The organism is Pseudomonas xanthosomatis (genome assembly GCF_019139835.1).
GTDB lineage: Bacteria > Pseudomonadota > Gammaproteobacteria > Pseudomonadales > Pseudomonadaceae > Aquipseudomonas > Aquipseudomonas fakonensis.
Map to the genome: position 1 here is coordinate 900,366 of NZ_CP077075.1, position 23,648 is coordinate 924,013.

At 65.3% G+C, this 23,648-nt stretch carries 21 protein-coding genes and 1 pseudogene; 10 read left to right on the forward strand and 12 right to left on the reverse strand.

The features are described 5' to 3' along the window. Positions 1–20: 20 nt before the first annotated feature. The 10 genes from hutH to KSS93_RS04005 all read left to right on the forward strand — a co-directional run bounded on the left by hutH (position 21) and on the right by KSS93_RS04005 (position 13,002). Positions 21–1,553 carry a histidine ammonia-lyase gene (gene hutH, locus KSS93_RS03960; protein ID WP_217887240.1) on the forward strand — a complete coding sequence of 511 codons (1,533 nt, stop codon included), beginning with the start codon at positions 21–23 and terminating at the stop codon, positions 1,551–1,553. A 212-nt stretch (positions 1,554–1,765) separates the two neighbouring features. Next, positions 1,766–2,971: an imidazolonepropionase gene (gene hutI, locus KSS93_RS03965; protein ID WP_217887241.1), complete on the forward strand. Its 1,206-nt coding sequence runs from the start codon at positions 1,766–1,768 to the stop codon at positions 2,969–2,971. A gap of 211 nt (positions 2,972–3,182) precedes the next feature. Beyond that, entirely contained in the window at positions 3,183–3,986 is an 804-nt protein-coding gene (gene hutG, locus KSS93_RS03970; protein ID WP_217887242.1) for an N-formylglutamate deformylase, read from the forward strand. 103 nt (positions 3,987–4,089) lie between these two features. Continuing rightward, positions 4,090–5,061: a prolyl aminopeptidase gene (gene pip, locus KSS93_RS03975; protein WP_217887243.1), complete on the forward strand. Its 972-nt coding sequence runs from the start codon at positions 4,090–4,092 to the stop codon at positions 5,059–5,061. Then, positions 5,058–5,495, forward strand: a complete 438-nt coding sequence (gene dtd / locus KSS93_RS03980) for a D-aminoacyl-tRNA deacylase (protein ID WP_217887244.1) — start codon at positions 5,058–5,060, stop codon at positions 5,493–5,495. Before pip ends, dtd begins: the two co-directional genes overlap by 4 nt. Before the next feature lie 263 nt (positions 5,496–5,758). Beyond that, on the forward strand, positions 5,759–7,486 hold the full coding sequence (locus KSS93_RS03985) for a glucan biosynthesis protein G (RefSeq protein ID WP_217887245.1): 1,728 nt from the start codon (positions 5,759–5,761) through the stop codon (positions 7,484–7,486). Further along, positions 7,479–10,046, forward strand: coding sequence for a glucans biosynthesis glucosyltransferase MdoH (mdoH, locus tag KSS93_RS03990; protein WP_217887246.1), 2,568 nt, complete (start codon positions 7,479–7,481; stop codon positions 10,044–10,046). The genes KSS93_RS03985 and mdoH overlap by 8 nt, the downstream gene beginning before the upstream one ends. A gap of 236 nt (positions 10,047–10,282) precedes the next feature. Then, a complete protein-coding gene (locus KSS93_RS03995) occupies positions 10,283–11,080 on the forward strand; it encodes a transporter substrate-binding domain-containing protein (protein ID WP_217888677.1) in 798 nt (265 codons plus the stop codon). Positions 11,081–11,312: 232 nt separating this feature from the next. After that, positions 11,313–12,275, forward strand: coding sequence for an amino acid ABC transporter permease (locus KSS93_RS04000; RefSeq protein WP_217887247.1), 963 nt, complete (start codon positions 11,313–11,315; stop codon positions 12,273–12,275). Next, positions 12,268–13,002: an amino acid ABC transporter ATP-binding protein gene (locus tag KSS93_RS04005; RefSeq protein WP_217888678.1), complete on the forward strand. Its 735-nt coding sequence runs from the start codon at positions 12,268–12,270 to the stop codon at positions 13,000–13,002. Before KSS93_RS04000 ends, KSS93_RS04005 begins: the two co-directional genes overlap by 8 nt. A gap of 130 nt (positions 13,003–13,132) precedes the next feature. On the opposite strand, the gene KSS93_RS04010 is transcribed toward KSS93_RS04005, so the two are convergent. From KSS93_RS04010 to ubiE, 12 genes and pseudogenes are all read right to left on the reverse strand, one after another. After that, a complete protein-coding gene (locus KSS93_RS04010) occupies positions 13,133–15,103 on the reverse strand; it encodes a methyl-accepting chemotaxis protein (RefSeq protein WP_217887248.1) in 1,971 nt (656 codons plus the stop codon). Between the two features lie 324 nt (positions 15,104–15,427). Next, complete coding sequence (locus KSS93_RS26855) at positions 15,428–16,300, reverse strand: methyl-accepting chemotaxis protein (RefSeq protein ID WP_437182118.1); 873 nt, start codon at positions 16,298–16,300, stop codon at positions 15,428–15,430. After that, positions 16,283–17,344: pseudogene (locus tag KSS93_RS26860) on the reverse strand (methyl-accepting chemotaxis protein); the annotation flags it as partial. The gene KSS93_RS26855 and the pseudogene KSS93_RS26860, both read right to left, overlap by 18 nt. A 98-nt stretch (positions 17,345–17,442) precedes the next feature. Beyond that, complete coding sequence (locus KSS93_RS04020) at positions 17,443–18,150, reverse strand: 16S rRNA (uracil(1498)-N(3))-methyltransferase (protein WP_217887250.1); 708 nt, start codon at positions 18,148–18,150, stop codon at positions 17,443–17,445. Continuing rightward, on the reverse strand, positions 18,147–18,938 hold the full coding sequence (tatC, locus tag KSS93_RS04025) for a twin-arginine translocase subunit TatC (RefSeq protein ID WP_217840689.1): 792 nt from the start codon (positions 18,936–18,938) through the stop codon (positions 18,147–18,149). Before tatC ends, KSS93_RS04020 begins: the two co-directional genes overlap by 4 nt. After that, positions 18,935–19,306 (reverse strand): Sec-independent protein translocase protein TatB, encoded by a 372-nt coding sequence (tatB, locus tag KSS93_RS04030; protein ID WP_217887251.1) that lies wholly within the window; start codon positions 19,304–19,306, stop codon positions 18,935–18,937. The genes tatC and tatB overlap by 4 nt, the downstream gene beginning before the upstream one ends. A 3-nt stretch (positions 19,307–19,309) precedes the next feature. Further along, entirely contained in the window at positions 19,310–19,585 is a 276-nt protein-coding gene (locus KSS93_RS04035) for a twin-arginine translocase TatA/TatE family subunit (protein ID WP_217887252.1), read from the reverse strand. 161 nt (positions 19,586–19,746) lie between these two features. Beyond that, positions 19,747–20,082, reverse strand: a complete 336-nt coding sequence (locus KSS93_RS04040; RefSeq protein WP_217887253.1) for a phosphoribosyl-ATP diphosphatase — start codon at positions 20,080–20,082, stop codon at positions 19,747–19,749. Between the two features lie 2 nt (positions 20,083–20,084). Continuing rightward, a complete protein-coding gene (gene hisI / locus KSS93_RS04045; protein WP_217887254.1) occupies positions 20,085–20,477 on the reverse strand; it encodes a phosphoribosyl-AMP cyclohydrolase in 393 nt (130 codons plus the stop codon). A gap of 73 nt (positions 20,478–20,550) precedes the next feature. Further along, the gene (gene ubiB, locus KSS93_RS04050; protein ID WP_217887255.1) at positions 20,551–22,164 is read right to left on the reverse strand and encodes a ubiquinone biosynthesis regulatory protein kinase UbiB; all 1,614 of its coding nucleotides are present in this window, start codon (positions 22,162–22,164) and stop codon (positions 20,551–20,553) included. Continuing rightward, positions 22,161–22,784 carry a ubiquinone biosynthesis accessory factor UbiJ gene (locus tag KSS93_RS04055; RefSeq protein WP_217887256.1) on the reverse strand — a complete coding sequence of 208 codons (624 nt, stop codon included), beginning with the start codon at positions 22,782–22,784 and terminating at the stop codon, positions 22,161–22,163. Before KSS93_RS04055 ends, ubiB begins: the two co-directional genes overlap by 4 nt. After that, positions 22,784–23,554, reverse strand: a complete 771-nt coding sequence (gene ubiE / locus KSS93_RS04060) for a bifunctional demethylmenaquinone methyltransferase/2-methoxy-6-polyprenyl-1,4-benzoquinol methylase UbiE (RefSeq protein ID WP_217840682.1) — start codon at positions 23,552–23,554, stop codon at positions 22,784–22,786. The genes KSS93_RS04055 and ubiE overlap by 1 nt, the downstream gene beginning before the upstream one ends. Positions 23,555–23,648 lie beyond the last annotated feature (94 nt).

Consider the following 23,648-nt stretch of genomic DNA (forward strand, 5'->3'; position numbering starts at 1 on the left):
CAACGACAAGGAGCTCGAACATGGAAGCCCTCAACCTGCTGCCCGGCCAACTGACCCTGGCCCAGCTGCGCGCCATTCACCAGGCTCCCGTGCGCCTGCAACTGGACGCCAGCGCGGACGCGGCGATCGACGCCAGCGTTGCCTGCGTCGAGCGCATCATCGCCGAAGACCGCACCGCCTACGGCATCAACACAGGGTTCGGCCTGCTGGCCTCGACCCGCATCGCCAGCCATGACCTGGAGAACCTGCAGCGCTCGCTGGTGTTGTCGCATGCCGCCGGTATCGGCGCGCCGCTGGACGATGCCCTGGTGCGGCTGATCATGGTGCTCAAGATCAACAGCCTGAGCCGCGGTTTTTCGGGCATCCGGCGCAAGGTCATCGATGCGCTGATCACCCTGGTCAACGCCGAGGTGTACCCGCACATTCCGCTCAAGGGTTCGGTGGGCGCCTCCGGCGACCTGGCGCCGCTGGCGCACATGTCGCTGGTGCTGCTGGGCGAGGGCAAGGCGCGTTACAAGGGCCAGTGGCTCCCCGCCAGTGAAGCCCTGGCGGTCGCCGGCCTGCAGCCGCTGACCCTGGCCGCCAAGGAGGGCCTGGCGCTGCTCAACGGCACCCAGGCCTCCACCGCCTACGCCCTGCGCGGGCTGTTCCAGGCCGAAGACCTGTACGCCGCCGCCATTGCCTGCGGCGCCTTGAGTGTCGAGGCGGCGCTGGGCTCGCGGGCACCGTTCGATGCGCGCATCCACGCCGTACGTGGCCAGCGCGGGCAGATCGACAGCGCCGCGTGTTTCCGCGACCTGCTGGGCGAGGCCAGCGAGGTGTCGCTGTCGCACAAGAACTGCGACAAGGTGCAAGACCCGTACTCGCTGCGCTGCCAGCCGCAGGTGATGGGCGCCTGCCTGACCCAGTTGCGCCAGGCCGCCGAGGTGCTGGGCATCGAGGCCAACGCGGTGTCGGACAACCCGCTGGTGTTCGCCGCCGAGGGTGATGTGGTGTCCGGTGGCAACTTCCACGCAGAGCCGGTGGCCATGGCCGCCGACAACCTGGCCCTGGCGATTGCCGAGATCGGCTCGCTGAGCGAGCGACGCATCTCGTTGATGATGGACAAGCACATGTCGCAGTTGCCGCCGTTTCTGGTGGAGAACGGCGGGGTCAATTCAGGCTTCATGATCGCCCAGGTCACAGCTGCAGCGTTGGCCAGCGAAAACAAGGCGCTGTCGCACCCGCACAGCGTCGACAGCCTGCCGACCTCGGCCAACCAGGAGGACCACGTGTCCATGGCCCCGGCCGCCGGCAAACGCCTGTGGGAAATGGCCGAGAACACCCGGGGGGTGCTGGCCATCGAATGGCTGGGTGCCTGCCAGGGCCTGGACCTGCGCAAGGGCCTGAAGACCTCGGTGAAGCTTGAACAGGCGCGCCAGGCGCTGCGCCGCGAGGTGCCGCATTACGACCGCGACCGTTTCTTTGCGCCGGACATCGAAGTGGCGACCGAACTGCTGGCCAAAGGCACCCTGACCGGGCTGCTGCCAGCGGGTGTTTTGCCCAGCCTGTGATTTGCAAACCCTGTGGGAGCAACTGTCTTACTCAATTTCTAGAAGCTGGCGCGATCCCTGGGGGAGCGGGCTTGCCCGCGAACACGGGCGAAGCCCGTGCCAAGCACCGCGTTGCCTGCTTCGCGGCTGAAGCCGCTCCCACAGGTGCTGTGTAAACCGACATGAGCGCGGGCCGGGCCCGCGATGCTTTGCAAAGAAACAAGGAGCCCCTGATGAGAACCCTCTGGCAGCACTGCCACGTCGCGACCATGGCCGGCGGCCGCTACTCGGTCATCGAGGACGCCGCCATCGTCACCAGCGCAGGCTTGATCGAATGGATCGGCCCGCGCGACGACGTTCCACCGGTGGCCGCTGATCGTATCGTCGACCTGGGCGGCGCCTGGGTCACCCCGGGGCTGATCGACTGCCACACCCACGCGGTGTTCGGCGGCAACCGCAGCGGCGAATTCGAACAGCGCCTGCAGGGTGTGAGCTATGCCGAGACCGCCGCCCAGGGCGGCGGCATCGCCAGCACCGTGCGCGCCACCCGGGCCGCCAGCGAGGATGAGCTGTTCGCCAGCGCCCGCCAGCGCGTACAGGCGCTGATGCGTGACGGGCTGACCTGCATCGAGATCAAGTCCGGCTACGGCCTGGACTTGGCCTGTGAACGCAAGATGCTGCGCGTGGCCCGGCGCCTGGGCGAAGAGCTGCCGATCAGCGTGCGCACCACCTGCCTGGCGGCCCACGCGTTGCCGCCGGAGTACGCTGGGCGGGCGGATGACTACATCAGCCACATCTGCGAGCAGATGCTCCCGGTATTGGCCGCGGAGGGTTTGGTGGATGCGGTGGACGCGTTCTGCGAGCACCTGGCGTTCTCCCCGGCGCAGGTCGAGCGGGTGTTCATCAAGGCCCATGAGCTGGGCTTGCCGGTCAAGCTGCACGCTGAGCAGCTGTCGTCTTTGCACGGCTCGAGTCTAGCGGCGCGCTACCAGGCGCTGTCGGCCGACCACCTGGAGTTCATGACCGAAGAAGACGCCATTGCCATGGCCAAGGCCGGCACCGTCGCTGTGCTGCTGCCCGGCGCTTTCTACTTTTTGCGTGAAACCCAGCTGCCGCCGATGGACGCGCTGCGCCGCCACGGGGTGAAGATCGCCTTGGCCACCGACCTCAATCCGGGCACTTCGCCGGGCTTGTCGCTGCGCCTGATGCTGAACATGGGCTGCACGTTGTTCCGCATGACCCCGGAAGAGGCCCTGGCTGGCGTCACCCTGCATGCCGCCACGGCGCTGGGCATGGGTGACAGCCATGGCTCGCTGGAGGAGGGCAAGGTGGCCGACTTCATCGCCTGGCAAATCGACCGCCCCGCCGATCTGGCTTACTGGCTCGGCGGCGAACTGCCCAAGCGTGTGGTGCGCCTGGGCCATGAAATCTCCAACTGAATGCTGCGTACTCACAGGTGTTCCGCGCAGTCTGTGGGAGCGGCTTTAGCCGCGAAGCAGGCGGCGCGGTGGATGGCACCGGCTATGCCGGTGTTCGCGGCTAAAGCCGCTCCTACAGGCCCCTGCCAAGCCAGCAAACCATGTGCAGCCCCATGAGAGCCGACTTTTCGGCACTGGGGCTGCAGGGTTCAACACCTTAATAGGAAGCCCGATGAACAAGGTATTGAATTTTCACCAAGGCCGGTTGCCCCTGCTGATCAGCATGCCCCACGCAGGCCTGACCCTGACCGACGCCGTGCGCGACGGGCTGGTACCGCCTGCACGCAGTCTGCCGGACACCGACTGGCACATCCCGCGCCTGTACGACTTTGCCCGCGAACTGGGCGCCAGCGTGGTGGCAGCGGAGTATTCGCGTTTCGTCATCGACCTCAACCGGCCGGACGACGACAAACCCTTGTATGCCGGGGCCACCACCGGGCTGTACCCGGCAACGCTGTTCGAGGGCGAGCCGCTGTTCATGGAGGGCAAGGCGCCCACTGCCGATCAGCGGGCGCAATACCTGGAGCAGATCTGGCGCCCTTACCACGACACGATCCGTCGCGAACTGGCGCGGATGCGTAAGGAGTTTGGTTATGCGTTGCTGTGGGATGCGCACTCCATCCGGTCGGTGATCCCGCATCTGTTCGAAGGCAAGCTGCCTGACTTCAACCTGGGCACCTTCAATGGCGCCAGTTGCGACCCCGAGCTGGCCGAGCGCCTGAAGGGCGTGTGCGCCGGCTTCCCGGGTTACAGCCATGTGCTCAACGGACGCTTCAAGGGCGGGCACATCACCCGCCACTATGGCGACCCGGCCCAGCACATTCATGCGGTGCAGCTGGAGCTGGCGCAGAGTACCTATATGCAAGAGGTGGAGCCCTTCGCATACCGCGAAGACCTGGCGCAGCCGACGCAGCAAGTGCTGCGCGGGTTGCTGGAGACTTTGCTGGGGTGGGCGCGCGAGCGCTACGGCCGCTAGGCCGAAGCGCCAATACCCCGGCAAATGACACGGGTACATGCTCTTCGCGCAATTCAGGTTTATGATGCCCAACGGCAGATTAAATCCTCACACGGAGTGCGCAATGCAGACCCTGTACCCGCAGATCAAACCCTACGCCCGGCACGATCTGGCCGTGGAAGCGCCGCATGTGCTGTACGTCGATGAAAGCGGTTCGCCGGAAGGTCTGCCTGTGGTGTTCATCCACGGGGGGCCGGGTGCCGGTTGCGATGCCCAGAGCCGCTGCTACTTCGACCCCAACCTGTACCGCATCGTCACCTTCGACCAGCGCGGCTGCGGGCGCTCCACGCCCCACGCCAGCCTGGAGAACAACACCACCTGGCACCTGGTCGAAGACCTCGAGCGCATCCGCGAGCACCTCGGTATCGACAAGTGGGTGCTGTTCGGCGGCTCCTGGGGCTCCACCCTGGCCCTGGCCTATGCGCAAAAGCACCCCGAGCGCGTGCACGGGCTGATCCTGCGCGGCATCTTCCTGTGCCGCCCCCAGGAAATCAGCTGGTTCTACCAGGAAGGCGCCAGCCGCCTGTTCCCCGACTACTGGCAGGACTACATCGCGCCGATCCCGGCAGAGGAGCGTGGCGACCTGGTGGGCGCCTTCCACAAGCGCCTGACCGGCAACGACCAGATCGCCCAGATGCACGCGGCCAAGGCCTGGTCCACCTGGGAGGGCCGCACCGCCACGCTGCGCCCCAACCCGCTGGTGGTCGACCGCTTCTCCGAGCCGCAGCGCGCGCTGTCGATCGCCCGTATCGAGTGCCACTACTTCACCAACAATGCCTTCCTCGAGCCAGACCAGCTGATCCGCGACATGCCCAAGATCGCCCACCTGCCGGCGGTGATCGTGCATGGCCGCTACGACGTGATCTGCCCGCTGGACAACGCCTGGGAACTGCACCAGGCCTGGCCCAACAGCGAGCTGAAAGTGATCCGCGACGCCGGCCACGCCGCCTCGGAGCCTGGCATCACCGACGCCCTGGTGCGCGCGGCCGACCAGATGGCCCGGCGTCTGCTCGACCTGCCCCTGGAAGAAGCATGAAGGCGCTGATCCAGCGCGTGCGCGGGGCCAGGGTGGACGTTGCCGGCGAAACCGTCGGCGCCATCGACCAGGGCTTGCTGGCGCTGGTGGCGGTAGAGCCTGAAGATTCTCCCGAGCATGCCGACAAGCTGTTGCACAAGCTGCTCAACTACCGGGTGTTCAGCGACGAGCAGGGCAAGATGAACCGCTCGCTCAAGGATGTCGGCGGCGGCCTGCTGCTGGTTTCGCAGTTCACCCTGGCGGCCGACACCCGCAGCGGCATGCGCCCGAGCTTCTCGACCGCAGCGCCGCCGGCCCTGGGCGCCGAATTGTTCGACTACTTGCTGGCGCAGGCGACGCGCCAGCATGCTGATGTGGCGAGCGGGCGTTTTGGCGCCGACATGCAGGTGCATCTGGTCAATGATGGCCCGGTAACATTTATGTTACAAATATGAGGTCAAAAAACCCCTTGTTTGTAGGAAAACAAGGGGTTTTGTACGATAAATAGTTGGTTCAGCCTGATGCGTTGTAACGCGACCTGCTGGATAATCGCGCGCTGCGTGAACCTGCGTTCGCAGGTTCGATCCACTTTGACACGAGCATTGTCTGGGTCCGTTTGGGGAATCATTACGCCCTCACGGGGTCCGAACAGTGCTCGCCAACCCGGCTTTGTCGCTGGCCGTTGGTTTCATGATCTGTTTTTCGGCGAGGATTGCTCGTGATTGTAAGCCCCTGTATTGCACCAAGAATCCCCGGCACCCGGCTGCGCAAGGCAGTGTTGGCTGGCGTTGCGCTGGTTGGCCTGATGAGCGCCGGCCAGCTGTGGGCATTCAATCTGGACGATGTTGCAGCCAAGGCAAAGGATCTGGCCGGCCAGAAGTACGAGGCACCGAAGAGCAACCTGCCGCCGGTGTTCCGTGACATGAAGTACGCCGACTACCAGAAGATCCACTTCATTCAGGAAAAGGCCGAGTGGGCCAAGGACAAGACGCCGTTCAAGCTGTCCTTCTACCATCAGGGCATGCACTTCGACACGCCGGTGAAAATCAACGAAATCACCGCTAAAAAAGTCGAAGAGATCAAGTACGACCCAAGCCGCTTCGAGTTCGGCGACGTACCGCATGACGCCGAGGCCACCAAGAATCTGGGTTACGCCGGTTTCCGCGTGCTCTACCCGATCAACAAGGCCGACAAGCAGGATGAGATCATGACCCTGCTTGGCGCCAGCTACTTCCGCGTGGTCGGCAAGGGCCACCGCTACGGCCTGTCGGCCCGTGGCCTGGCCATCGACACCGCGCTGCCGTCGGGCGAAGAGTTCCCGCGCTTCCGTGAGTTCTGGATCGAAAAACCCAAGCCCAACGACAAGCACCTGGTGATCTACGCGCTGCTCGACTCGCCACGCTCCACCGGCGCCTACAAGCTGACCCTGCGCCCGGGCGAAGACACCCTGGTCGACGTCAAGTCGCGGGTGTACCTGCGTGACCACGTCAGCCGCCTGGGCGTTGCCCCGCTGACCAGCATGTTCCTGTTCGGCCCCAACCAGCCGTCCAAGGTGCAGAACTACCGCCCGGCCCTGCACGACTCCGAAGGCCTGAGCATCCATGCCGGCAACGGCGAATGGCTGTGGCGCCCGCTGAACAACCCGAAGCACCTGGCAGTGAGCAACTTCAGCGTCGAGAACCCGCGTGGTTTCGGCCTGCTGCAGCGCCAGCGCGCCTTCAGCGACTTCGAAGACCTCGACGACGAATACGAAAAGCGCCCGAGCGCCTGGATCGAGCCTAAAGGCGACTGGGGCAAAGGCACCGTAGACCTGGTCGAGATCCCGACCGCCGACGAGACCAACGACAATATCGTTGCGTTCTGGAGCCCGGAAACCCTGCCTGAGCCTGGCAAACCGTTCGAATACGACTACCGTCTGCGTTGGACCATCAAGGAAGACCAGCTGCACGCCCAGGACCTGGGCTGGGTCAAGCAGACCCTGCGCTCCAGCGGTGACGTCAAGCAGGCCAACCTGATCCGTCAGCTCGATGGCAGCGTGGCCCTGCTGGTCGATTTCGTCGGCACCAACCTGGCGGCCCTGCCGGCCGATGCCAATGTGCGCAGCCAGGTCAGCACCGGCGACAACGCCGAGGTGGTCGAGAACAACCTGCGCTACAACCCAGAGACCAAAGGCTGGCGCCTGACCCTGCGGTTGAAGATCAAGGACCCGAAAAAGTCCACCGAAATGCGTGCCGCGCTGGTGCGTGACGTGCCGGTCGAGCAGCCCAAGCCTGTCAAGGAAACCAAGGCCGCAACCAAGCAGGCCCACGCCAAGGCTGAAAAAGCCAAGGCCGAGAAACCAGCCGAGCAACCAGCCGCCGATGCGGCATCCACCACCGAGGCCCCGGCCACTACTGAAAAAGTGCTGACCGAGACCTGGAGCTATCAGTTGCCTGCCGATGAGTAATTCAAGCCCAAGGCCAGAATCGCTTGGCGAATACCTGGCCCACCTGCCCCTGAGCGATGAGCAGCGCGCGGAACTCGCCAGCTGCACCTCGTTCGGCGAGCTGCACCAACGCCTGGCGGCGCAACCTGCCGCCAGTACCGCCGAGGCCGTGCAGGCCTCGGTGGGTTCGCGCCTGACCGTCGGCAGCGCCGCCGAGCTTGAGGACGCCGAGATGCTCGGCGTCGATGGCAGCGGCCGGCTGTGCCTGAAGATCGCCCCGCCGATCAAGCGCACCAAGGTCGTGCCCGAGCCGTGGCGCACCAACGTGCTGATTCGTATCTGGCGGCGCATGACCGGCCGCACCAACGCCCCGCAGCCGCCCAAGCGCGAGCTGCCACCGGCGCGCTGGCGCACGGTCGGTTCGATCCGTCGGTATATCCTGCTGACGCTGATGATCGGCCAGACCATCGTCGCCGGCTGGTACATGAAGGGCATCCTGCCGTACCAGGGCTGGTCGTTCGTCGACTTCGACGAAATCCTCAACCAGCCGCTGTGGGACACCGTGGTGCAGGTGTGGCCGTATGCGCTGCAAACCTCCATCCTGGTGCTGTTCGGCATCCTGTTCTGCTGGGTCTCGGCGGGCTTCTGGACCGCGCTGATGGGCTTCCTCGAACTGCTCACCGGGCGTGACAAGTACCGCATCTCCGGCAGCAGCGCCGGCAACGAGCCGATCGCCCCCGAAGCGCGCACCGCGCTGGTGATGCCGATCTGCAACGAAGACGTGCCGCGGGTGTTCGCAGGCCTGCGCGCCACCTTCGAGTCGGTGGCTGCCAGCGGCAACCTCGACCGCTTCGACTTCTTCGTCCTCAGCGACACCAACGACCCGGACATCGCCGTTGCCGAGCAACAGGCGTGGCTGGATGTATGCCGCGAGACCAAAGGCTTTGGCCGTATCTTCTACCGCCGCCGCCGGCGCCGGGTGAAGCGCAAGAGCGGCAACCTCGACGACTTCTGCCGTCGCTGGGGTGGCGAGTACAAGTACATGGTCGTGCTCGACGCCGACAGCGTCATGACCGGCGAGTGCCTGAGCAGCCTGGTGCGCCTGATGGAGGCCAACCCGGACGCCGGTATCATCCAGACCGGCCCGAAAGCCTCGGGCATGGACACCCTGTATGCGCGCATGCAGCAGTTCGCCACCCGCGTGTACGGCCCGCTGTTCACCGCCGGCCTGCACTTCTGGCAACTGGGCGAGTCGCACTACTGGGGCCACAACGCGATCATCCGCATGAAGCCGTTCATCGAGCACTGCGCCCTGGCGCCGTTGCCGGGCAAGGGTGCGTTTGCCGGGGCCATTCTGTCCCACGACTTCGTCGAAGCCGCGCTGATGCGCCGCGCCGGCTGGGGCGTGTGGATCGCCTATGACCTGCCGGGCAGTTACGAAGAGCTGCCGCCGAACCTGCTGGACGAGCTCAAGCGCGACCGCCGCTGGTGCCACGGCAACCTGATGAACTTCCGCCTGTTCCTGGTCAAGGGCATGCACCCGGTGCACCGCGCGGTGTTCCTCACCGGCGTCATGTCGTACCTGTCAGCCCCGCTGTGGTTCCTGTTCCTGGTGCTGTCCACCGCGTTGCTGGCAACCAACACGCTGATGGAGCCGCAGTACTTCATCGAGCCGTTCCAGCTCTACCCGCTGTGGCCGCAGTGGCACCCGGAAAAAGCCATTGCGCTGTTCTCCACCACCATCGTGCTGCTGTTCCTGCCCAAGCTGCTCAGCGTCATCCTGATCTGGGCCAAGGGCGCGGTGGAGTTCGGCGGGCGCTTCAAGGTCACGCTGTCGATGCTGATGGAGATGCTGTTCTCCATGCTGCTGGCGCCGGTGCGGATGATCTTCCACACCCGTTTCGTGCTGGCCGCATTCCTCGGCTGGGCCGCGACCTGGAACTCGCCGCAGCGTGACGACGACTCCACCCCATGGAGCGAAGCGATTCGCCGGCATGGCCCGCAGACCCTGCTGGGCTTTGCCTGGGCCGCTCTGGTGGCCTGGCTGAACCCAAGCTTCCTGTGGTGGCTGGCGCCGATCGTCGGTTCGCTGCTGCTGTCGATCCCGGTGTCGGTGATTTCCAGCCGCACCGGCCTGGGCCTGGCGGCTCGCGACGAGAAGCTGTTCCTCATCCCCGAGGAATACGCCACCCCGCAGGCGCTGCTGGCCACCGACCAGTACACCCACGAGAACCGCTGGCATGCCCTGCATGACGGCTTCGTGCGGGCTGTGGTCGACCCGCGGCAGAACGCCCTGGCCTGCGCCATGGCCACTGCCCGTCACGGCCAGTCCACGGCGATCGAGTCGCTGCGCGCCGAGCGCGTGGCCAAGGCCCTGGAAGTCGGGCCCAAGGGCCTGGATGGCAACACCCGCCTGGCGCTGCTGAGCGACCCGGTGGCGCTGTCGCGCCTGCACGAGCAGGTCTGGGCCGGGCATCACTCGGCGTGGATCGACCTGTGGCGGGCCTCGATCGACAACGACCCGCACTCGCCGCTGTTGCCGCTGCACCCGGAGAACCAGGCGCAGCCAGCCCTGGCATAAGCCTGTACGGCCGACATCGCGGGGCAAGCCCGCTCCCACGTGATACTGCGTGGGAGCGGGTTTGCCCCGCGATGCTTTTTACTGCACCTGTCACCGATTTTGGCCAACAAAGTCCCCCCCGGCACTAGGTCCCGGGCCCTGCATGCGTTAGCATCCCTCCCGACAAATCGCACAGGTCGGTACGACCGTGCCTACAAGAAAATCTGCGTACTCTTTTCTCAGGGGACTTGGTGATGATGAAGAAATACCTGTCGCGACTGCTGCTCGGCGTGACCGCGCTGGTTGCGGTAACCGCCGCCCAGGCCGGCGCCATCGACGATGCGGTCAAGCGCGGCACCCTGCGTGTGGGCATGGACCCGACCTACATGCCGTTCGAGATGACCAACAAGCGTGGCGAGATCATCGGCTTCGAAGTCGACATCCTCAAGGCCATGGCCAAGTCCATGGGCGTCAAGCTGGAGATGGTATCCACCGCCTACGACGGCATCATCCCGGCCCTTATGACCAACAAGTTCGACTTCATCGGCAGCGGCATGACCCTGACCCAGGAGCGCAACCTGCGCCTGAACTTCAGCGAGCCCTTCATCGTGGTCGGTCAGACCCTGCTGATCCGCAAGGAACTGGCCGGTGAGATCAAGTCGTACAAGGACCTGAACAACGAGAAGTACCGCCTGACCTCCAAGCTGGGCACCACCGGCGAAATGGTTGCCAAGAAGCTCATCAGCAAAGCCAAGTACCACGGCTATGACAACGAGCAGGAAGGCGTGATGGACGTGGTCAATGGCAAGGCTGACGCCTTCGTCTACGACTCGCCCTACAACGTGGTGGCCGTTGAGAAAGCCGGCGCCGGCAAGCTGGTGTTCCTCGAAGAACCCTTCACCTACGAGCCGCTGGCCTTCGGCCTGAAGAAAGGCGACTACGACAGCATCAACTACATCAACAACTTCCTGCACCAGATCAAGCATGACGGGACTTACGATCGTATCCACGACAAGTGGTTCAAGAACAAGGACTGGCTGAAGGAAATGGAATAAGGCCCGGGCCACAAGCCCAGGCTCGACCCCGACGCGCAGGCGGCGCCAAGGGTGGTGTGCACAGGACAGCGGATGTAGCTGCTCGCCCCTTCGCGGGTAAACCCGCTCCCACAGCGATTGCAGTACCTGTGGGAGCGGGTTTACCCGCGAAGAGGCCAGGAGCCTCAGCGGCAACCTTGCCTTCCACCACCAGTGCCCATCCTGCGCGTTTCGCTTTTACGGAAGTACCCACGTGATCAAACACAAGAAAGCCCAGTGGCCCTGGCATGGGCTGACCGCGCTGGTCCTGGTGGGCCTGGCGCTCAGCCTGTACATGGCCACCTCGATGATTTCCTACGAGTGGCGCTGGAACCGCGTTCCGCAATACTTCGCCTACAAGGCCGAGGAAACCCAACGGGCCGCCAACTATGGCTCGGTCGAGCAAATCGTGGTGTCCGGCGACAACGCCCGGGTCACCCTGAAAGATGAAAGCGGCGACACCCAGGTCATCGAAGTGGCGGCCGACAGCCTGCAACTGTCCCGTGGCGACGACGTGGCCGAAGGCGATGCCATCGGCGTCACCCGCCATTGGGCGGCAGGCCCGCTGGCCTGGGGCCTGTGGACCACCTTGTGGATCTCGGTGATTTCCGGTGCCCTGGGCCTTTTGATCGGCCTGTTCGCAGGGCTGTGCCGGCTGTCCAGCAACCCGACCCTGCGCGATTTGTCCACGGTGTACGTGGAGCTGGTGCGCGGCACGCCGCTGCTGGTGCAGATTTTCATCTTCTACTTCTTCATCGGCACTGTGCTCAACCTGTCCCGCGAGTTCGCAGGCGTTGCCGCGCTGGCCTTGTTCACCGGTGCTTATGTGGCCGAGATCGTCCGCGCCGGCGTGCAGTCGATCGCCAAGGGCCAGAACGAAGCCGCGCGCTCGCTGGGCCTGAACGGCAGCCAGTCGATGCGCCACGTGATCCTGCCGCAGGCCTTCAAGCGCGTGTTGCCGCCGCTGGCCGGGCAGTTCATCAGCCTGGTCAAGGACACCTCGCTGGTGTCGGTGATCGCCATCACCGAGCTGACCAAGAGTGGCCGCGAAGCCATTACCACCTCGTTCTCGACCTTCGAGATCTGGTTCTGCGTGGCAGGCCTGTACCTGCTGATCAACCTGCCGCTGTCGCACATCGCCAGCCGGCTCGAGCGGAGGCTTGCGCAAAGTGATTGAAGTCCGTGACCTGCTGAAAGTCTTCGACACCCGCGGCCTGGTGGTGCGCGCGGTGGACAACGTCAGCACCCGCGTGGCCAAGGGCGAGGTGGTGGTGGTGCTGGGCCCTTCGGGCTCGGGCAAGTCGACCTTCCTGCGCTGCCTCAACGGCCTGGAGCACTTCGATGCCGGCCATGTCGCCATCGACGGCCTGCAACTGGACGACCCGAAGACCGACATCAACGCCTACCGCCGCGAAGTGGGCATGGTGTTCCAGCACTTCAACCTGTTCCCGCACATGACCGTGCTGGAGAACCTGTGCCTGGCGCAGAAGGTGGTGCGCAAGCGCAACAAGGCCGAACGCGAGGCCAAGGCCCACGCCTTGCTGAAGAAGGTCGGCATTGCCGAGAAGGCCAACGAGTACCCGTCGCGTCTGTCTGGCGGCCAGCAGCAGCGGGTGGCGATTGCCCGGGCCCTGGCGATGGAGCCGAAGGTGATGCTGTTCGACGAACCCACCTCGGCGCTGGACCCGGAAATGGTCGGCGAGGTGCTGGACGTGATGAAGACCCTGGCGCAAGAGGGCATGACCATGGTCTGCGTCACCCACGAAATGGGCTTTGCCCGTGAAGTGGCCGACCGCGTGCTGTTCTTCGACCACGGCAAGCTGCTGGAAGACTCGGCGCCGCAGGCGTTCTTCGATTCGCCGAAAGACCCCCGCGCCCAGGCGTTCCTGCGCCAGGTGCTATAACGGCTTTCAACGCTTGAAGTCATGCTGTGGGAGCGGGCTTGCCCCGCGATAGCGATGGTCAGGCTGATGCCGCCATCGCGGGGCAAGCCCGCTCCCACGCTGTTATCGCACAGCGCTCAAAAACCGCTGTTTACAGGCTGAAGCGCCCCACCATCCCCCGCAGCTCCCGCCCCAACTGCCCCAGCTCGTCGCTTGAGGCCGCCGTGCGCTCACTGGCCAGGCTGGTCTGGTCCGACACATCACGCACGTTCATCACGCTGCGGTTGATCTGCTCGGCCACCACGCTCTGCTGCTCGCTGGCGGTGGCGATCTGCTGGTTCATGCCTTGAATGGTCGACACCGTTTCGGTGATTTCGCCAAGCGCCGCGCCGGCCTTGCGGCTTAGCTCCACGCTCTGCTCGGTCAGGCGCTTGCTGTCGCCCAGCAGGGTCATGACCTGGTCGGTGCCGCCGTGCAGGCTGTCGATCAGCTCCTCGATTTCCTCGGTGGACTGCTGGGTGCGCTGGGCCAAGCCGCGCACTTCGTCGGCGACTACCGCAAAGCCACGCCCGGCCTCGCCGGCGCGGGCCGCTTCGATGGCGGCGTTGAGTGCCAGCAGGTTGGTCTGCTCCGACACCGACTTGATCACATCGAGAATCGAGCCGATGCGCTGGCTCTCGCCGGCCAGGTGGCCCATGGCGGCCAGGTGGCCCATGGCGGCCAGGCAGTGGTCCATCTGCCCGGCCAGCTGTTCGATCTGGCCGATGGCCTCGGCCACCACCTGGTCGCCCAACTGCGCCTGCTGGTCGGCAGTGGTCGCGGCCTGGGAGGCCTGCTCGGCGTTTTGCGCCACCTCCTGCACGGTGGCGCTCATCTGGTTCATCGCCGTGGCCACCTGGTCGGTTTCTTCCTTTTGCTGGCCGACCCGTTGCTGGGTCTGCTCGCTGACCGTGCCCAACTCGTCGACCGCCTCCGACAGCCGGCTGACCCCGTGTTCGATACCGCCCAGCAACTCGCGCAGGCTCAGGGTCATGGCGCGCATGCTGCCCTGCAGTTGGCCCAACTCGTCGCGGCGGTTCACCTCGTCCACCTTGCTGAGGTCGCCGCTGGCGATGCGTTCGGCCTGGCGCAAGGTCTGGCGTAGCGGGGTGGTTATCTGCTGGCTGATCAGCCAGGCGGCCAGGCTGCCCAGCAGCAAGGCAAGCAGGGCCACGCTGGTCATTTGGCTGCGAGCGGCCCGGGCCTGTTCGTCACGCAGAGCGACCTGGTTGTCGCTGAGCTCGCGGCTGCTGGCGGTGATCTGGTCGCCCAGGCTTTCCATGTCGTTCTGCAGCAGCTCGACGGCGATGGCGGCGCGCGCATAGGCGCGCAGTTGTTCGCGGTAACCTGCCAGTTGCTCGACCACAGGCGCGGTCAACTCCCGGGCAGGCTTGACCCGTTCGATTAGCGCACGTAGCTCATCAAGGCTGGTTTGCGCTGAGGAGATGGCCGGCTGGCCAACCTGTTCGTAGCTCTGCAGCGGCTCGCTGTAGTAAGCCTGGATGGCGGCACGCTGGTTGGCCATTTCGACATTGCGGGCCAGCCTGTCCAGCAGGTCGAAGGCCTGGCGCTGGGTGGCAGGCTGGTCGAGCGCATCCAGATGGGCCAGCAGTTGGCCCTGCAATTGGCTGAGCGTGGTATCCAGCGTGGCCTCCCGGGCCAGCAGCACCTGGCGCTGCTGCTGGCGGGTGAGGGCGGCCTGGCGCAGCTTGTCGAAGTCCGCGCGATAGCGGCTGATGAGGTCGCGCTTGCCGGCCAGCAGGCGCACGCTCTGCGGGCTCTGGTAGTGGGGCGCCATGGCGTCGATCAGGGTTTGCAGCTGCTTGAGGGTGAGCTCGAGCTGATTGAGGCTGTGTTCGTCGTCCAGCACGCGGAAGGTGATGCGTTCGGCGCGCAGGTCCTTGGCCAGGTCGTTCAGGTTGGCAATTTGCGTGAGCTTTTCCGAGCGTTCGATAGCGTCACCCAGGGCCAGCCAGCCGGCCAGGGTGGTGAGCAGGGTAAGCAGCAGTACCACGGCGAAGCCGAGGGCAAGTTTAAGGCGCACGCTGAGGTGGCCGAGCAGGCGGTTGAGCGGTCCGAGCATGGTGGAACTCCGGTAAGTGATGACAGAGTGCTCATCGGCCGGAGGGCGGTCGGACTGGACCTGCAAATCGTGTGGGAAATTTCCTAGCAAGAGCTAGGAAATTTCATTTCGCAAATTAACGCGATCCCACAGGTACGGCGCCTGATCATGGCTCTGCGCAATCCTGTGGGAGCGGGCTTGCCGGGGTGCCGGACCACCGCGAACACGGGCAAAGCCCGTGCCATACACTGTGTCGCCTTTTTCGCGGGCAAGCGCGCTCCCACAGGTATCGCGCCAGCTTTAGCAATTGAGCAAGACAGTTGCCCCTACAGGTCGCGGTCGGCCTTACAAGCGGAACTTGCCCACCAACCCCTGCAGGTGGGTGCCCAGGCGCGCCAGCTCGACGCTGGAGCTTGCGGTCTCCTCGCTGGCGGCGGAGGTCTGGTCGGAAATATCGCGCACGTTCATCACGCTGCGGTTGATCTCCTCGGCCACCGCGCTCTGCTGCTCGGCGGCGGTAGCGATCTGCTGGTTCATCGCCTGGATCGACGACACGGTGCGGGTGATGGTGTCCAGCGAACCGCCGGCGCGGCGGGTCAGCTCGACACTGCTGTCGGTCAGCGCGCGGCTGTTGTCCATCACGCTGGCCACCCGTTGGGTGCCGCTTTGCAGGCCGGCGATCAGCTCTTCGATCTCTTCGGTGGACTGCTGGGTGCGTTGGGCCAGGCTGCGCACCTCGTCGGCCACCACGGCAAAGCCACGGCCGGCTTCACCGGCGCGGGCGGCTTCGATAGCGGCGTTCAGCGCCAGCAGGTTGGTTTGCTGGGCCACCGACTTGATCACATCGAGCACGCTGCCGATCTTGTCGCTTTCGGCCTTGAGCTGGTTCATCGCTTCGCTGGAGTTGACCACCTCGCCGGCCAGGCGCTCGATCTGGGCGATGGCTTCGCCCACCACCTTGTCACCCTCGCGGGCCTGCTGGTCGGCCATCAGCGCGGCTTCCGAGGCCTGCTCGGCGTTGCGCGCCACTTCCTGCACGGTGGCGGCCATCTCGTTCATGGCGGTGGCCACCTGGTCGGTCTCGACCTTTTGGTTGTTCACCCCGGCGCTGGTCTGCTCGGTCACCGCCGACAGCTCTTCAGCGGCGCTGGCAATTTGCGTGACGCCGTCGCCGATGCCGCCGATCAGCTGGCGCAGGCCATGGGTCATGCGCTGCATGCTGGCCTGCAACTGGCCGAGCTCGTCGCGACGCTCTACCACCAGGTCCTGACGCAGGTCGCCGTTGGCCACGCGCTCGGCGGCGGCCAGGGTCTGGCGCAGCGGCACGATGATCTGGCGGGTGATGGCGAAGGCGGCGAGTACCCCCAGCAGCAGGGCCACGGTAGTGGCACCGGCGAGCAGGGTCTTGGCTTGCCGGGTGCCGCGGTCGCGCACTTCGGTCTGCGACTGAGTCATCGCGGCGGCGGTGTCGAGCAGCATCTGGCCTTGCACCGTCATGCGCTGCAGGGTCTGCTCGCTGGTGGCCTGGGCGTTGCCGAACTGGGTCACCGCATCGCGGTAGGCAGCCATGGCAGTGGCTGAGTCGTCCAGGCTGGCAGCGTATTCGGCGGGCAGTCGTGCCGGCAGTGCCTTGAGCAGGGCCACGGCCTGGTCGATGGCGTTCAGCGCGGTCTGCTGGAACTCGGCCTTGCCGCTGTAGGTATAGCCGCGTACCTGGAAGCGCGCCTGTTGCAGCAGGGCGCTGGCCTGCACGGCCTGTTCGTACTGCTGGATATCACCGGCCTGCAGCAGGCGCTGCTGGATCTTGCCGATCAGCGCGGCGGCCTTGTCGGCGCTGTCGCCAAGTACGCCGCGACTCGCCTCGCGACGCTGGCCGGCCTGGCGCAGCTCGGCGAAGGCCTGCTGGTACTGGCGCACGGCGTCCTGCTGCTGGGTCAGGCGCTGGTGGTCCTGGGGCTGCTCGATCTGCCCAAGCATCAACTGTACCTGGCGCTCGAGGTTGCCCAGGGCCTTTTCCAGCTCGGCCACGGAGGCCTCGTCAGGGCTGCGCTGGTAGTCCTGGCGGGCGATGCGCAGCTCCTGGGTGTATTGGTGGATCACCGAGATGTTGCCCAGCTTGTCGCCGCGACCGGTCACCTGATCGATGCCCATCCAGCCGGTGAAGGTGATGCCCAGGGTGAGCAGCAGCACCAGGCCGAAACCGATCCCCAACTTGCGATTGACGCTTACATTCCCCAGCGACTGGGCAACCCAACGGTACATAGACGACTCCCCGGCTTCGGCAGTGCAGATTTTTGTTTTGTTGCACAGGCCATCGGCGCGGGGCGGGGAAACTTGATGGTAAAAACCTGACCCGTTCGTCAGAAAATCCGCGACAGCAACGCGGTGACGGCGGTCTCGACCCGCAGAATGCGATCGCCCAGTTGCACCGGTTGCAGGCCGGCCTTGGCCAGCAGCTCGACTTCGTACGGGATCCAGCCGCCTTCAGGGCCGATTGCCAGGGTTACCGGGCCTTCGACGGCGCGCGGGCAGGCGGGGTAGGGGCCGGGGTGGCCGACCAGGCCGAGGGTGTCGGCGGCGATGGCGGGCAGGCGGTCTTCGACGAACGGCTTGAAGCGCTTTTCGATGATCACCTCGGGCAGCACCGTGTCGCGTGCCTGCTCAAGGCCGAGGATGAGGTTCTCGCGGATCGCCTCGGGGGCCAGGAACGGCGTTTGCCAGAAGCTCTTTTCGACCTTGTAGCTATTGACCAGAATCAGCCGCGGCACGCCCAGGGTGGCGATGGTCTGGAACAGCCGGCGCAGCATCTTCGGGCGCGGCACGGCCAGCACCAGGGTTAGCGGCAGCTTGGCCGGCGGCGCCTGGTCGAAGGCCACTTGCAGTTCGGCTTCGTGGCCTTCGAGGCGCACCACCTCGGCCTTGCCCATCAGCCCGCCGATGCGCCCCACGCGCAGGCTGTCACCCACCGCCACACGGTGGATCTCCTGCATGTGGGTGAAGCGCCGGTCGGCCAGCACCACACGGTCGGCCGCGACAAAGTCGGCCTCCTCGAGCAACAGCAGGTTCACGGCTGGGTAGCTGGCGGTTGGTCGTTGTGGTCGTCCGCAGCCTCGTCGCGCCCGTGGCTGCGCTTGCGGATCAGGCTGCCGCACAGTACGCCGACCTCGAACAGCATCCACATGGGCACGGCCAGCAGGGTCTGCGAGAAGATATCCGGCGGGGTAAGGATCATGCCGACCACGAAGCAGCCGATGATCACGTACGGGCGGACCTTTTTCAGGTACTGCACGTCGACCACGCCGATCCACACCAGCAGCACCACCGCCACCGGGATCTCGAAGGCCACCCCGAAGGCGAAGAACAGGGTCATGACGAAGTCGAGGTAGCTGGCGATGTCGGTCATCATCGACACGCCTTCGGGCGTGGCGCTGGCGAAGAAGCCGAACATCAGCGGGAACACCAGAAAATAGGCAAACGCCATGCCGGCGTAGAACAACAGGATGCTCGACACCAGCAGCGGAATGGCGATGCGCTTTTCGTGGCGGTACAGCCCCGGCGCGATGAAGCCCCAGATCTGCTGCAGGATGAACGGGATCGCCAAAAACAGCGCGACGATCATGGTCAACTTGAACGGCGTGAGGAACGGCGAGGCCACGTCGGTGGCGATCATCGTCGCGTTGGCCGGCAAGTGGTCGCGCAGCGGCGCCGATACCAGGGTGTAGATCTGCTGGGCGAAGCTGAACAGCCCGGCAAAGATCAAGAAGATGGCGGCAACGCAGCGCAGCAGGCGCGTACGCAGCTCGGTCAGGTGCGAGACCAGCGGCATCGGCTGGTCATGTTCCGGGTTCTCGCTCATGGCGCTCGCGGTGGTTGTGGCGGCTCGGAGGGTGGCGCTGCGGCCGGCTGCTCGGCAGCGGCTGCAGGTGCTGCAGGTGTTTCAGCGCTGGCCGGGGTGGCGGCGGGCGGTGTTGCCGGCGCTTGCGGGTTGAGGATGCGCTTGGCTTCTTCTTCCATTTGCAGGATGTGCTCGTTGTGCAACTGCCGGCGGATGTCGTCGGCGCCGATTTCGCGCTCCACTTCCATCTTGATGGCGTTGAAGCTGCGCTTGAGGCGGCCGATCCACAGGCCCGCCGTGCGCGCGGCACCGGGCAGGCGCTCGGGGCCGAGCACCAGCAACGCCACCAGGCCGACGAGCAGCAGTTCGCTGAAGCTGATGCCGAACATGGGTCAGTCTTTCCGTTGTGGCTCTTGGACCGGCTGGGCCTGGCCTTCGATGGTGTGGCCCTGGGTTGGCTGGGCGGTGTTCTGCTGCACCGGCGGCACGGGTTGCGCGGGCGGCGGGGTCTGTTCGGCGGGTTTGGTCTCTTCTTCGTTCATGGCCTTGCGAAAGCCCTTGATCGACTCGCCCAGGTCGCTACCGAAGTTCTTCAGTTTTTTGGTGCCGAACACCAGCACCACGACGACCAGCAGGACGATCCAGTGTTTCCAGTCAAAAATACCCATTTCAAGCTCCTGAAAATGTGTGTCGGCCACAGGGCGCTAACCAGGCGCCCTCTGTGGGAGCGGGCTTGCCCGCGAACACCGGCGAAGCCGGTGCCATACACTGTGTTGCGTTCTTCGCGGGCAAGCCCGCTCCCACAGGGGGCATGGTACCCCCAGATACATCAGACCGACGGCTGCCGCGCGGCCTTCTCGTCATGCCCGGACAACCCGAAGCGGCGGTCCAGTTCGTCCAGCACCGCCTGCGGGTGTTGGCCCAGCGCGCTGAGCATCACCAGGCTATGGAACCACAGGTCGGCGGTTTCGTAGATGACATCGCTGCAATCTTTGCTGATCGCAGCATCCTTGGCGGCGATGATGGTCTCGACGGACTCTTCGCCGAGCTTCTCGAGAATCTTGTTCAGGCCTTTATGATAGAGGCTGGCCACGTAGCTGCTGTCGGGTGCGGCGTTTTTACGTTGCTCCAGCACTTCGGCCAGGCGGTCGAGGGTGTCGCTCATGTTCAGTGCCCTGCGCTGTAGATGGCGTGGGGGTCCTTGAGGACCGGGTCGACGGTTTTCCACTGGCCGTTGTCGAAGACGCGGTAGAAGCAGCTTTCACGGCCGGTATGGCAGGCAATATGGCCCAGTTGCTCGACCATCAGGATGATCACGTCGGCGTCGCAGTCCAGGCGCATTTCGTGCAGTTTTTGCACGTGGCCCGACTCTTCGCCCTTGCGCCACAGCTTGCCCCGCGAGCGCGACCAGTAGATGGCGCGTTGCTCGGTGGCGGTCAGGGCGAGGGATTCACGGTTCATCCAGGCCATCATCAGCACGCGCCCGGTCTTGTGGTCCTGGGCGATTGCCGGTACCAGGCCATCGTCGTTCCACTTGATCTCGTCCAGCCAGTCTTTCATCGTCGACTCCAAACCAGGCCCGCTCCCGTACCGGGCCCCTGTGCCCTAGTGTGCCAGCCAGCGGCGCGGCTGGCTATCGGCGCACGATCAGGTACAACCCGGCGGCCAGCATCAGCCAGGCCGGCCAGGCGGCCGGGGCGCTCAGGCTGGCCGCACCGGCGGCCAGGGTGGCACCACCGGCGAGCAGGCCGGCGCCCAGCAGGCGCAGCGCCCAGTTGTCGCCGCCACGGCGTCGCTCGGGCAGTTGCGGGTCGTGCAGGTGCGGCTGCGACAGGCGCTCGAGCAGGTCGCGGGTCATGTCGGCCAGGTGCGGCAGTTGCTCGGCCTGGCTGTACAGGTTGCCGATCACCGCCTTCGGGCTCATGCGCTCGCGCATCCAGCGTTCGAGGAACGGTTTGGCGGTGCTCCACAGGTCCAGGTCGGGGTACAGCTGACGGCCCAGGCCTTCGATGTTGAGCAGGGTCTTCTGCAGCAGCACCAGTTGCGGCTGCACTTCCATGTTGAAGCGCCGCGCGGTCTGGAACAGGCGCATCAGCACCTGGCCGAAGGAGATGTCCTTCAGCGGTTTTTCGAAGATCGGCTCGCACACGGTGCGGATCGCCGCCTCGAACTCGTTGACCTTGGTCTGCGCCGGCACCCAGCCCGAATCGATGTGCAACTGGGCCACGCGGCGATAGTCGCGCTTGAAGAAGGCGATCAGGTTGCGCGCCAGATAGTCCTGGTCCTCTGCGGTGAGGCTGCCGACGATGCCGCAGTCGATGGCGATGTACTGCGGGCTCCACGGCTTGACCGTGCTGACGAAGATATTGCCCGGGTGCATGTCGGCGTGGAAGAAGCTGTCGCGGAACACCTGGGTGAAGAACACCTCGACGCCGCGCTCGGCGAGCAGCTTCATGTCGGTGCGCTGGTCGGCCAAGGTTGCCATGTCGGTGACCGGCACGCCGTAGATGCGCTCCATCACCAGCACCTTGGGCCGGCAGAAGTCCCAGTACACCTGGGGCACGTACATCAGCTCCGAGCCTTCGAAGTTGCGCCGCAGCTGGCTGGCGTTGGCCGCCTCGCGCAGCAGGTCGAGTTCGTCGTAGATGGTCTTTTCGTAGTCGCCGACAATCTCTACCGGGTGCAGGCGGCGGGCATCGGCCGAGGCGCGCTCGGCGGCCTTGGCGATCAGGAACAGCCAGGCCAGGTCCTGGGCGATCACAGGCTTGAGGCCCGGGCGCACCACCTTGACCACCACCTCTTCGCCGCTCTTGAGCCGTGCTGCATGTACCTGGGCCACCGAGGCCGAGGCCAGCGGCTCGACGTCGAAGCGGCTGAACACTTCGCTGACCTTTGCCCCGAGTTGCGCCTCGATCAGCGCCACGGCCTGCTTGGGGTCGAACGGCGGCACGCGGTCCTGCAGCAGCATCAGCTCGTCGGCGATGTCGGTGGGCAGCAGGTCGCGGCGGGTCGACAGCAACTGGCCGAACTTGATGAAAATCGGCCCCAGGTCCTGCAGCGCCAGGCGCATGCGTGCACCGCGGCTCAGTTCCAGCGGCTTGCGCGGCAGCCAGCGCCAGGGCATCAGCAGGCGCAGGCTGGCCAGCCACCAGGGCAGCAGGGGTTGTTCGAACAGCAAATCATCGAGGCGGTAGCGGATCACGACGCGCTGGATGCGCAACAGACGGCGGACGGCGAGCAGCTTCATGCGTTATCGCTGGTATCAAGAGTGTGGGCGAGGCGGCGCAGGCGCGCCTCGAGGCGGTCGAGGTCGACTTTCAGCGCATCGAGTTCGCTGAATGCCGCTTCGGCTTCACGTTTGCCGACCAGAGTGCGCGATTCTTCGGCCAGGTATTCGGAGAGGTTCTGGCTGAACCGCGCCAGGCCCTGTTGGGTCCAGCGGGCGCGCAGGCGCACGTGGCTGGCCAGAAGTGCGGTGGGTACCGGGCCGAGCATGCGTTGCAGTTCGTATTCCCAGTCCAGCTCAAGGTCCTGCAGCACGCCGACCAGGTCCAGCAGCACGGCGCTGTCGCCGTGCAGTTGCACCTGCGGGCTGTGCAGCACGGCGTTCTTGTCCTTGGCCAGGGCCAGCTGCGCCAGGCGCCCGGCGGGGGCGCGCAGGGTGCAATCGACCTCGCCCTCCCAGTGGGCGGCGAGCATCAGGCCCTCTTCGTCGGGCAGCACGAACAGCTTCAGGGCCGGCTGCAGGCAGTCGATCTCGACTACCTTGCCTTCCAGCGCGGCCAGGCGCGGCAGCGCCGTGCTGTCCATGCGCAGTACACGGTTGAGGCCGTGTTCGGCGCTGGCGAGAAGGCCGGCCAGCAGCATCAGGGTTTGATTCCCCGGTGCACGGCGACGATACCGCTGGTCATGTTGTGGTAGGTGACGCGGTCGAAACCGGCCTCGACCATCATGCTCTTGAGCGTTTCCTGGTCGGGGTGCATGCGGATCGACTCGGCGAGGTAACGGTAGCTTTCGGAGTCGTTGGTGATCAGCTTGCCGGCCAGCGGCATGAAGGCGAACGAGTAGGCGTCGTAGGCCTTGGACATCAGCTTGTTGGTAGGTTTGGAGAACTCCAGCACCAGCAGGCGGCCACCGGGTTTGAGCACGCGGAGCATCGAGCGGATGGCCTCGTCCTTGTGCGTCACGTTGCGCAGGCCGAAGGCGATGGTCACGCAATCGAAGTGGTTGTCGGGGAAGGGCAGCTTCTCGGCGTCGGCCTGGACGAACTCGATGTTGCCGGCAACACCGCGGTCGAGCAGGCGGTCACGGCCGACCTTGAGCATCGATTCGTTGATGTCGGCCAGCACCACCTGGCCGGTCGGGCCGACCAGGCGCGAGAACTTGGCAGCCAGATCACCGGTACCACCGGCGATATCCAGCACCCGGTTGCCGGTGCGCACGCCGGACAGCTCGATGGTGAAGCGCTTCCACAGGCGATGCATGCCACCGGACAGCACGTCGTTCATCAGGTCGTACTTGGCGGCGACGGAGTGGAACACCTCGGCGACTTTCTTCGCTTTCTGGCTTTCAGGCACGTCCTGGTAGCCGAAATGTGTGGTGGGTTCGGCGTGGTCGCCTTTGCGCTGGTCGGTCATATCGCTTCACCGGTAAAAAATTACCGCCATTCTATGGGCTGCGGGCGGTTTTGTCTTGGCGGGGTGTGTCGCCGGGCGGGCGGGGGCATAATGC

Bases quoted from the DNA above. Each gene is read 5' to 3' on its own strand.
- hutH (WP_217887240.1), top strand. From the start codon at position 21: ATGGAAGCCCTCAACCTGCTGCCCGGCCAACTGACCCTGGCCCAGCTG.
- KSS93_RS04035 (WP_217887252.1), bottom strand. From the start codon at position 19,585: ATGGGTATTTTTGACTGGAAACACTGGATCGTCCTGCTGGTCGTCGTG.
- KSS93_RS04055 (WP_217887256.1), bottom strand. From the start codon at position 22,784: ATGCTGCTGGCCGGCCTTCTCGCCAGCGCCGAACACGGCCTCAACCGT.
- hisI (WP_217887254.1), bottom strand. From the start codon at position 20,477: ATGAAAGACTGGCTGGACGAGATCAAGTGGAACGACGATGGCCTGGTA.
- KSS93_RS04010 (WP_217887248.1), bottom strand. From the start codon at position 15,103: ATGCTCGGACCGCTCAACCGCCTGCTCGGCCACCTCAGCGTGCGCCTT.
- hutG (WP_217887242.1), top strand. From the start codon at position 3,183: ATGAACAAGGTATTGAATTTTCACCAAGGCCGGTTGCCCCTGCTGATC.
- mdoH (WP_217887246.1), top strand. From the start codon at position 7,479: ATGAGTAATTCAAGCCCAAGGCCAGAATCGCTTGGCGAATACCTGGCC.
- tatB (WP_217887251.1), bottom strand. From the start codon at position 19,306: ATGTTCGGCATCAGCTTCAGCGAACTGCTGCTCGTCGGCCTGGTGGCG.
- KSS93_RS03995 (WP_217888677.1), top strand. From the start codon at position 10,283: ATGAAGAAATACCTGTCGCGACTGCTGCTCGGCGTGACCGCGCTGGTT.
- ubiB (WP_217887255.1), bottom strand. From the start codon at position 22,164: ATGAAGCTGCTCGCCGTCCGCCGTCTGTTGCGCATCCAGCGCGTCGTG.
- pip (WP_217887243.1), top strand. From the start codon at position 4,090: ATGCAGACCCTGTACCCGCAGATCAAACCCTACGCCCGGCACGATCTG.
- tatC (WP_217840689.1), bottom strand. From the start codon at position 18,938: ATGAGCGAGAACCCGGAACATGACCAGCCGATGCCGCTGGTCTCGCAC.
- KSS93_RS26855 (WP_437182118.1), bottom strand. From the start codon at position 16,300: ATGCAGCGCATGACCCATGGCCTGCGCCAGCTGATCGGCGGCATCGGC.
- hutI (WP_217887241.1), top strand. From the start codon at position 1,766: ATGAGAACCCTCTGGCAGCACTGCCACGTCGCGACCATGGCCGGCGGC.
- dtd (WP_217887244.1), top strand. From the start codon at position 5,058: ATGAAGGCGCTGATCCAGCGCGTGCGCGGGGCCAGGGTGGACGTTGCC.
- ubiE (WP_217840682.1), bottom strand. From the start codon at position 23,554: ATGACCGACCAGCGCAAAGGCGACCACGCCGAACCCACCACACATTTC.
- KSS93_RS04040 (WP_217887253.1), bottom strand. From the start codon at position 20,082: ATGAGCGACACCCTCGACCGCCTGGCCGAAGTGCTGGAGCAACGTAAA.